At 61.1% G+C, this 7421-nt stretch carries 7 protein-coding genes and 2 pseudogenes; 1 reads left to right on the forward strand and 8 read right to left on the reverse strand.

What is annotated here, in order from left to right:
- The 6 genes and pseudogenes from NCHOL11_RS18225 to NCHOL11_RS13700 all read right to left on the reverse strand — a co-directional run.
- Positions 1–188, reverse strand: a 188-nt coding sequence (locus NCHOL11_RS18225) for a hypothetical protein (RefSeq protein WP_176502275.1), incomplete at its 3' end; no start/stop codon positions are given.
- A 1075-nt stretch (positions 189–1263) separates the two neighbouring features.
- Positions 1264–2406, reverse strand: coding sequence for an META domain-containing protein (locus NCHOL11_RS13675; protein ID WP_176502276.1), 1143 nt, complete (start codon positions 2404–2406; stop codon positions 1264–1266).
- Positions 2407–2519: 113 nt separating this feature from the next.
- Positions 2520–2861: a hypothetical protein gene (locus NCHOL11_RS13680; protein ID WP_097093107.1), complete on the reverse strand. Its 342-nt coding sequence runs from the start codon at positions 2859–2861 to the stop codon at positions 2520–2522.
- Between the two features lie 3 nt (positions 2862–2864).
- A pseudogene (locus NCHOL11_RS13690) lies at positions 2865–3650 on the reverse strand (SIMPL domain-containing protein).
- A 307-nt stretch (positions 3651–3957) separates the two neighbouring features.
- Positions 3958–4314 carry a hypothetical protein gene (locus NCHOL11_RS13695; RefSeq protein WP_097093113.1) on the reverse strand — a complete coding sequence of 119 codons (357 nt, stop codon included), beginning with the start codon at positions 4312–4314 and terminating at the stop codon, positions 3958–3960.
- A 93-nt stretch (positions 4315–4407) separates the two neighbouring features.
- Positions 4408–5151, reverse strand: coding sequence for a DUF72 domain-containing protein (locus tag NCHOL11_RS13700; protein ID WP_097093114.1), 744 nt, complete (start codon positions 5149–5151; stop codon positions 4408–4410).
- Positions 5152–5556: 405 nt separating this feature from the next.
- Here NCHOL11_RS13700 and NCHOL11_RS13705 point away from each other — a divergent pair, with 405 nt between their 5' ends.
- Complete coding sequence (locus NCHOL11_RS13705) at positions 5557–6471, forward strand: NAD(P)/FAD-dependent oxidoreductase (RefSeq protein ID WP_097093116.1); 915 nt, start codon at positions 5557–5559, stop codon at positions 6469–6471.
- Between the two features lie 161 nt (positions 6472–6632).
- Here NCHOL11_RS13705 and NCHOL11_RS13710 read toward each other — a convergent pair.
- Together NCHOL11_RS13710 and NCHOL11_RS18420 are read right to left on the reverse strand one after the other, a co-directional pair.
- A pseudogene (locus NCHOL11_RS13710) lies at positions 6633–7149 on the reverse strand (helix-hairpin-helix domain-containing protein); the annotation flags it as partial.
- Between the two features lie 70 nt (positions 7150–7219).
- Positions 7220–7421: hypothetical protein (locus NCHOL11_RS18420; RefSeq protein ID WP_217991083.1), on the reverse strand; the 202-nt coding region annotated here is incomplete at its 5' end.

Consider the following 7421-nt stretch of genomic DNA (forward strand, 5'->3'; position numbering starts at 1 on the left):
TAAGACCTATCCGTCCAAGGCAGCCAACTCAGCGATGCATCGGCCCTTTTCGAGGAAAGCAAGTCGAAGATCTGATCACCGATAGTGCCCGCGGCGGCCAGATGCTTGCGGCGTGCCGGCTCACTGATCGCGTCGGCGGCGTGCATGAGCAAAATCTGATGATCGAAATAAAGCTGATTGAGATCCATGTGTCACTCCCTGGGTAAGCGGGAGCGCGATGGTCTCTCAGTCAAGAGCGCCTACGTTGCTATGCACTTGATGACTTCCATATAGGCTTAATCGACAATCATACAACATGACGTGCCCTCAAAAATTCGAGAGAAGTGTCCTTTCGTGAAGTGCCCTGATATTCCACTTGCGGCACGACATTCCTGCTCGTGGCTTGTAACAGAACCACATGTTCTAAGGGATCGCTGATCGGCACCGACATATTGCGTCCAGTTTGTCTTTAGCTGGTGCTTCCCTACCTCGCGAAGTGCGGCCATTGCCGAGAGATTTCTCACCGCGGACCGGTATACCCTCGATTTGTTGCCGTATCTGATGCTTTTACCTCCGGTGCTAGCGGTGATGCAAGAATGCTGGCCCTGTCAGTCAACGCATCGCGATGTGTATGCTTTCCCTATTCATGCGCAACAGCGGGTGCTGGCGCAGGCGGAGCGCCCGGCTGAACTAAATCGACGCGATGCCGCTTCCCATGCAAAATGCGGACTTTCCGGATAGCGGAGAGCGCTTCCTCGCAAGCCGGCTCGCTGTCACACCATGCGAACACATTGAGACGGCCATCACTCGCTTCGGTCAGGGGAATGTGGACGTGGTATTTGAAAGGCTTCTGCTCATAGTTGGGATGGCCGGGTAAATAGCTGTACCGCCCGACCAGAGAGGATCTTCCTGCGATCTTCTCCTTAGAAACGCTACACCCTTGGCCTGCTAAATTGCATGTGGGCGGTGAGCTATAAAATCCAAAGTCTGTGATAATTATAGCATCGGGCGATTGCCATTCTTCCACCTTGCTATCGATCCCGTCGACCTTGTGCGCTTGAATTTATCTGGAAGAACAAGCTTATAGTCGTAGTGATCCGCCCGTCCGCCGACCTTCGTTGATCCTGACGCCCTCCGTCAGTGCAGGCCATTACAGCGCACAGCGCCACAACCGTGAACAGTTGGCGGGATCGTCGATCAAAGCTGCTCTTCATGGCGCAACGAAAATGCAGTTCACGGCCGCTCTCCGCCGGGCTAGCGGGAGTTGCATCTTCGCATTCTCCGTCAGCCTCCCATCGGGGGCGGAGACCCTTTGCGGCACATTTTCAGCAGACCTCGGTTCGTCCTCAGTATCAGTCGACCCTGCTCATCAAATCCAAAGCCGTCAGGGCGCACCGTCGCCAGGGGTGAAATCGCGCCGCCGACGGCCACTGGCTGTCCCGGTACAAAAAGAGGTGCGTTAGAGCCGCAAGCCGAATGGTTCTGCAATGTGAGCGAAATCCGCGCGCCATTTGTGCTGTAGCTCGCTGAGCAGCCCGCATTGTCGACCATCGTGTGGCTGCCGATCGCAAGGGTGATCGGTCCTTCATGATAGGCGCCCAGCAGAGTGTCGCCACAGGCGGCATATTCGCCTGCAAGCCTGCGGTCGGGAGGCGGGGGGCGGCGGACCACCATGCCTCTCCCTCCGGTAAATATGAGCTTGTCACCCTCAATTTGAAACGCGGTGGCGCCGCTGATAGCGGCAGTCATGAGCGCGTCTTCCGCAGCGTCGTCAGCTGAGCATCCAATCAAGGTTGAGACGAAGGGGCCGGTCACCACGATCCGCCCTGGCGACGGCACGGTGAACGTCCCTCCCATCGAGTTGCAGTCCGCGTGTGCACCGATGGAGTTCATTGAGATCGACAGTGTCGGCGGCCGCCGTTCCGTGACCAGTGCCTTGCCGCCGATGCTTTCGATCAGCCATCGTCCCGCGATCTCAGGATGTGGCTCAACCGGGCGCGTGAGTAGCGCGGTTTCGCTGCGGCTGCCCGTTAAAAGCAGCGTGCGTTCGTCAGGGCGGCTCCAACTGACCACCCCGTCAAGGAATGAGGCGAGGCGACGCTCACTATCGGCGGCGAGGGTGCGCGCTGGCGTGGCGGTGGATCCGCACTTCCCGACCTGCACCTTCTCCAGCCGGGTTATCGAAATGCGGTTTTCCTCTATTCGGTAAAATGCTGGAAATCCGCCGCCGCAGCCGGCGCCATGATTGAAGAATCCGCCGCCGCTGAAATTCACCGAGCCGCTGAACCGGGTGAAGTCTTGCTGCCCCAGCCGTTCGACACGCCACTGGCCGCCCAGCGGGTCGATGCGCCTCAGATAGGTGCCGTCGTCCTCTGCGCCTGCTGCGACGGGTGCGTTAGACGATCGCTGAGGCACAGGCGCTGTCACGGGTGAGGTGCAGCCCGCGACGCTTAGCAGGATTCCCAGGCATGATCGACGCGTCATTTCGCGGAAACGGCCGGAGGCGGGAATGGCTCCGGATATCAGCGCGGCGCGGTGCACTAGCCGTCACCGCCCCGAAGCCGAGGCCGCCCCGATATCCTGCGTATCCCGGCCAGGAGCAACCAGTAGAAGGCGATGTTGGCGGTGAAAGGCCAGAAGCGGAAATCGTCCTCGGGGATGCCGATCCTGTTCTCGACCGAAATGCCAGGCCGGTCGAACAGATAAGGCGCCGGCCACCCGGCATTCAACACCGGCTTGGGACAATATATGTCGAACCCCTCCTTCGACTTGCCCAGGGCGCAGAAGATCGCCTGATCGGGCCCGTGTCGCTGGACCGCTGCGGAGAAACCTGCAAGCAGGAGAGCTCCCAAGCCGACGACCACGAAGATCGGAAGCCTCACACCCTATGGCCGAAGCGCAAACTGGATGGAGACGGTCGCGCCGAGCATCAGCTCGCCCGGCGCGACGGGGCTTGGCGGCGGCGGGGGAGCGGGCGGTGCTCCCGCCATGCGCCCGGTGACGACGATCGGCTGGGGATAATAGCCGCCTCCTTCGCTGATCGAAAGGATGCGGGATATGCGCAGGCCGGCTGCCCGCACATACAGCTCGGCGCGGGATCGCGCTTCGCGCACCGCCTATGTCCGGGCTTCGTCGAGCGCGCCCTTGGGTTCATCCAGCGTGAAGGAGGGACCGTCCACCTGGTTGGCGCCAGCCTGGACCAAAGTGTCGATGATGCGCCCCATCTCCCCCAGTTTCCGGACCCGCACTTGCACATTGTTGCGGGCCTCATAACCGATGATCCGGGGCGCTTGGGGCTGGGCCGGTGCGATATAGGGCTCGCGCGTCATTCTTGCCCGGATCTGGGCCTCCTGCTCGGGATTGGAATATTGCGGCTGTAGTGAGAGCGCCGATGTCTGAATGTCGCGGTCCGCGATACCGGCGCGTTTTAGGGCGTTTACGACATCGTTCATGCGGGTCGCATTGGCGCCTAGCGCCTCTCCTCCCGTCTTGCCTTGGGTGACGACGCCCGCCGAAAACAGCGCCACATCAGGGATACGGCGGCTTTGCCCTTCTCCACTGACGACCAACAAGGTTTCCTCGGGCGTCAGGACCGGGCTGGCCGCGGGCAGCTGAGCCTGCACGGCGGATGTTGCGCCGGTCACCGCGACCAGGAAAGCGAACCATCTCATAAGCCTCTCCTCCTTATTATCATTGCGCAACGTCGTGCCGCCGCTTCAGTTTCCTGGATTCCGGGCAACCTCATGATCGACGCTGCGTTGGTCAGGGGATCGACGGTCGGGAGGTGGCAATACAGCTCCCCGATGGCCTGTTTCTTCGTTGCACCTGGGAGCGATGATGTTCTTTCTTTTTTCTAGCAAGCTGGGCTGCCTCGGATCGCTGCTGCTCTCGGCGATCCTCTCGCTGACCCTGCTCGCCCTGTTGGGGGTCATCAACTTCGGCGGCAGCGGCTGGTAGTCGGGTCGACTAAGCGTCGCTTCAAAGATCCTTCAGCGCGCGCTTCGCATCGAACACGGCGTCTGCTGCCTTGCCGCTGACGCGGTCGACATCCTTGTTGAACTGCCTGACGATGGCCGGCGCTGTCAGGCCGTCCATGCCCTGCCGCACCAGCCTTTCATATTCCTGCCGATTGTCGGCCTTGGCGAACATCCGGGCCTGATGTTCACGGATCGCTGCCTCCAGCTTGATACGATCTTTAGGTCCCACATCGCGCCGGGCGGCTGCAAGGCTGCTTTCAAAGGCGGCCTGACTGCTGCCGTCGATCACTGTCGGACCATCATTACCCCCGCACGCAACCAGCAGGTTGCAGGCGATCAGGATTGGCGCAAGGCGCATGAACAGACTCCTCTCGAATTCAAGTCTTCGGCCATCAAGCGCTCACGATGAGGAGAGTTCCGGCGGCGGCCCGGAAGTCATTCACACACTGCCTCAGCGAGAGGCGCGGGCGATCTTTTCAACGGCGTTCGATAAGGCCAAGGCGTCACTGATTGCCGCCGGGGACGCTGTATTGTCGAAGATGCACCAAGTCTGCCCGTCCGCTTCGGCGTGCGCGAGCAACCGATCCGCGTAGGAACTCACCCGGTCGCCATAACTGGACCGGTACATGACCGGAGAGCCGTGCAGCCGCCAGTAGCGGAGGCCAATCCATCCTCCTGGCCGAGCGGCCGCTCTGCAGATGGCAGGGTCGGCGGCCACGCGCGCAATTTCATGTTGTTCGAGCAGGGCTTCAGCTTCGGACAGAAACCAGCTTGGGTGGCGCGGCTCGCAGGCAACCAGTGCCGGGCTTCTGGACTTCAAGTCGCTGAAGAAGCGGTGTGCGGTCTCGGCGGCGAATTCGAGCTTGGGCGGTAACTGAACAAGGAGCACTGCCAGCTTTTCCCCCAAGATGTGAGCCTGTGCCAGAAACTGGTCGAGGGCAGCAGCACAATCCACAAGCTTGAGTTCGTGCGTAATGCGCTTCGGCAGTTTGACCGAGAAACGAAAATCTGCGGGCGAGCTCTCGCGCCAGCGCGCCCACGTTGAAGGCCGGTGGGAGCGGTGGAAAGAACTGTTGATCTCCACGACCTTCAACCGGGAAGCATATCGATCCAGGCCGGAACCCACGCTCGAAAATGCTTCCGCCGACGCGCGGGATATGCTCCATCCCGCCGTGCCGATATTGATTGTCTGCATTGTGACGACGCCAAGTGATTTGGGAGATGGCGCCAAGCGCCTTACTGTCAGTTATGATGGCTCGTCGTTCGAGGGAGAGCCGTGCCGGTCCGTTAGCTGTTGATGGCCCGCCGTGCCGCAATTGCATCTTCTGTGCTTGGGCTCCCTGGCCAGCGCCTTAGCCTTCCTTCGGGCGTGACGGTTGGACGGGTCCGTAGTTGCTTGAATATCCATGTGGTTCAATGCTCCCAGTTGGCGTCCGCTCGCTGCTGAGCGGAAGCTTCCCCTGCGAACCCTCGGCGCGTCATGCTGTTCCGCTGACCAGGCAGCGCCCCCGAGCGTGGGCGACGGTGCCAATGTGAAGAATGGAACTTCTCCCTCGCACAAGTGCTGCCGGTGTAGATCATCTGTGAGTATAGGTTTACGATGGCCGAGGAGTTGGACTGTCTTATAATAGGTGCTGGCCCCGCGGGGCTCACGGCCGCGATCTACCTGACGCGGTTTCACCTGAAGATCGGCATCATCGATGCGGGGCATAGTCGTGCTGCCCTGATTCCTCGCACCCGCAATCACGCCGGCTATCCGGGTGGCATTTCTGGCAAGGAGCTGCTGGCGCGCATGCGTGAACAGGCGGCGGAATTTGGCGGCCAGGTCACCAACATGTTGGTTGAGAAGCTGTCCAAGGATGGCAGTCTGTTCGTCGCCTCCGTAGGGGAGGAACAGCGAACCGCGCGCACCATCCTGCTGGCCACCGGGGTCGTCAACAATCGGCCACCGATTGCGCCAGAAATCCACGATGTTGCTCTCGAACGGGGACTGCTGCGCTACTGCCCGATTTGCGACGGCTATGAGGTGACCGATCGCAAGATCGCAGTCATCGGTACAAAAGGGCACGGGCTGGAAGAGGCGCTGTTCCTGCGGATGTATAGTGCTGACGTCACATTGATCGCGCCCGACGGCGAACACGCCCTGACCGGCGAGCAGCGTGGTCGGCTTGAAGAGGCTGGCGTGAAGATGTGTGATGGTCCGTGTGAACCGCTTTGCATAGACGGTGACCAGATCATCGTTCCGACGCCGCAGGGCCCAGTCGCCTATGACAGCGTTTATCCGGCTCTAGGTTCGGTGACCCGATCGGAGCTGGCGATGATGCTGGGAGCAGATGGCACAGAAGACGGCTGCTTAATCGTCGACGAGCACCAGCGCACGAGCGTCCCGGGCCTATACGCTGCGGGCGATGTTGCGAAGGGCCTGGATCAGATCAGCCATGCCATGGGTGAGGGTGGGGTGGCCGCCACGACCATAAGGAATGATCTGGCGAAAACACGTGCGCTGCTGCGCTAGCGAACTCGAACCGGCCGCCGCGAGGTAACAGCTTCGTCTTTGCCGCACTTGTATCGCTGATGGAGCATACTCACGCGGCAATCGATTTCCTCGCGAAAATGGTCGAGCTTGCGGGAGTGGCGATCATCGTCGGGGGCACCTTACTGTCTAGCGCTTATTTCCTGCGCGATGCACGCGAAGGCGTCCGCTTCCGCCAGTTGCTCGATCGCGGCGCGCGGCGGGCGCGCGCGGCGCCAGACCTCCTCGACGCTCTCGAACGACGCTGGACCGCGTGCGCCCACGATCACCGCTCCATGGAGATTGGCAAGGCCCCGCACCTGCCGAAAACCCAGCCGCACCGCCTTGGTGCGCCCACGCGCTGGCTCGAGCGTACCGTCCCGATGGCTATGGTTGATCGAGACTGGCAGTAGCTAAACGCCGTGCTGCCGGGCATCGCGCACAATCTGTGCCGGGGCGTGGAAGCCCACCGGCTGTGCGTACAGGAGCGCAGTGCAGAAGACATCGGATGATGATGCTTCATCGAGGACGAGGCATAGGCGATCTTGGCAAAGCTCGCCGCATGACTCTCGGGAAAACCATAGCTGCCAAAGCCTTTGATCTGCTTGAAGGTGCGTTCGGCAAGATCCCTGAAGTAGCCCGCGACACCATACCGTTTACCAGCTTGTCATAGAAATGGCTGAACGATCTGCGGCCCAAGGCAGCGCTCGATGCCGAAGCAGCCTATGCGCGCAACCCCGCCCTCCCAGCCTCAGCGGCGCGCGGCGACACTGAGGCGGCGCACGCTGCCATCCTCGACGAGAAAGCGGTTCGCACCAATCCGGAGCTTCGCGCCGACCGCTTTGTCGAGCGGTGGAACCGCTACTCCCGCGCTGCCGAGCGGGCCTATGTGGAAGGCGATTATGACAAGCGCCGTACCTATCAGGTTAGCATGCGGTTGATGACGACATCCC

Origin of the sequence: Novosphingobium sp. Chol11 (genome assembly GCF_900218065.1) — a bacterium.
Taxonomy (GTDB): domain Bacteria; phylum Pseudomonadota; class Alphaproteobacteria; order Sphingomonadales; family Sphingomonadaceae; genus Sphingobium; species Sphingobium agri.